The 2,096-nt window shown below is 75.8% G+C and carries 1 protein-coding gene; it reads left to right on the forward strand.

Going from position 1 to position 2,096, the window contains the following annotated elements:
* Positions 1 to 2,015 (forward strand): glycoside hydrolase family 3 C-terminal domain-containing protein (locus ABEB16_RS21180; protein ID WP_345714160.1); only part of this gene is annotated, 2,015 nt, incomplete at its 5' end.
* Positions 2,016 to 2,096 lie beyond the last annotated feature (81 nt).

Here is a 2,096-nt window from a genome sequence, read left to right on the forward strand (position 1 = left end):
ACCCGGACCTGCTGCGCCGCGTGGGCGAGGCCCTGGGCGCCGAGGCCCGCGCCGAGGGCGTCGCCGTGCTGCTCGGGCCCGGCATCAACATCAAGCGCTCGCCGCTGTGCGGGCGCAACTTCGAGTACCTCTCCGAGGACCCGCTCATCAGCGGCGCCCTCGGCGCCGCCCTCGTGGAGGGGGTGCAGAGCCAGGGCGTCGGCACGTCGCTGAAGCACTACGCGGCCAACAACCAGGAGACCGACCGGCTGCGGGTCAGCGCCGAGGTCGACGAGCGCACCCTGCGGGAGATCTACCTCGCCGGTTTCGAGCGCGTCGTCACGCAGGCGCAGCCGTGGACGGTGATGTGCTCCTACAACCGCGTCAACGGCACCTACGCCAGCGAGCACCCCTGGCTGCTCACCGAGGTGCTGCGCGAGGAGTGGGGTTTCGACGGCCTCGTCGTCTCCGACTGGGGTGCCGTCGACGACCGCGTCGCCGGCCTCGCCGCCGGCCTCGACCTGGAGATGCCCGCCAGCGGCGGCGTCACCGACGCCCGGATCGTCGCCGCCGTGCGCGAGGGCCGGCTGGACGAGGCCGTGCTCGACCGCGCCGTCGTGCGCCTGCTCACCCTGCTGGAGCGCGCCCGTCCCGCCCTGGCCGCCGGGGGCGCCGCCGACCTCGAGGCGCACCACGCCCTGGCCCGCGAGGTCGCCGCCGGGTGCGCGGTGCTGCTGAAGAACGAGGCGGTGGGCGGTGCCCCGCTGCTGCCGCTGGACACCACCGGCACCGGCACCGTCGCGGTGGTCGGGGAGTTCGCCCGCACCCCCCGCTACCAGGGCGCCGGCAGCTCGCAGGTGAACCCGCCCCGCGTCGACGACGCCCTCGGTGCGCTGCGCGCCGGGCTCGGCGGGCGCGTGGTGTTCGCCGCCGGGTTCGGCATCGAGGCCGGCGAGCAGGACGCGGCGCTGCGGGCGGAGGCCGTCGAGGTGGCCCGCGGCGCCGACGTCACCGTGCTGTTCCTCGGCCTGCCCGCCAGCGCCGAGTCCGAGGGCTACGACCGCGAGCACGTGCTGCTGCCGGCGAACCAGCTCGAGCTGCTCGCCGCCGTGGCCGCCGCCACCGACCGGGTGGTCGTCGTCCTCGCCAACGGTTCCGTCGTGCAGCTGGCCGGCTGGGAGCAGCACGCCGCCGCCGTCCTGGAGGGCTGGCTGCTCGGGCAGGCCGGCGGCTCCGCGATCGCCGACCTCCTGCTCGGCCGGGTGAACCCGTCGGGCCGGCTGGCCGAGACGATCCCGCTGCGGCTGGAGGACAACCCCTCCTTCCCCAACTTCCCCGGCGAGGCCGGTGTCGTGCGCTACGGCGAGGGCGTCTTCGTCGGCTACCGCGGCTACGACGCCCGCCGGCAGGAGGTGTCCTACCCGTTCGGCCACGGCCTGTCGTACACGACGTTCGACCACTCCGACCTGGAGGTCACCGGCCACGGCGCCGACGCCGAGCACCCCGTCACGCTCGCGGTGACCGTCACCAACACCGGTGACCGCGCCGGCCGGGAGGTCGTGCAGGTCTACGTCGGCGACCCCGCCGCGGCCGTCGCCCGGCCGGTGCGCGAGCTGAAGGCGTTCGCGAAGGTGGCGCTGCAGCCGGGGGAGTCCCGGCGCGTGGAGTTCGCCCTCACCCGGCGCGACCTGTCCTACTTCCACCCCGCCCTGCGGCGGTGGGTGCTCGAGGGCGGGCGGTTCCGCATCGAGGTCGGGGCCTCCTCCCGCGACGTCCGGCAGGCCGCGACCGTCGAGGTCGACGCCCCGCTCGTGCTGCCGCTCGGGGAGGACGCCACCCTCCAGGAGTGGCTGGACCACCCCGTCGGCGGCCCGCTGCTCGCCGGGCGGCTCGCCGCCGCCGGGCCCAGCATGTTCAGCGACCCCGAGCTGGTGAAGATGGTGGGCAACTTCCCGCTGCACCGGCTGGCCGCCTTCCCCGGTTCCCCCCTCACCGCGGCGCTGCTGGCGGAACTGCGCTCGCAGGTGACCGCCTGACGGGCACCACCTGACGCGCGGCGGTGGACAGGCGCACGACCTGCCGCAGCGTGGTGTCGGTGAAGCGCTGCACGGCGGGGC

The sequence above is a fragment of the Kineococcus glutinatus genome, assembly GCF_039542765.1.
In the GTDB taxonomy this organism is placed as follows: domain Bacteria; phylum Actinomycetota; class Actinomycetes; order Actinomycetales; family Kineococcaceae; genus Kineococcus_A; species Kineococcus_A glutinatus.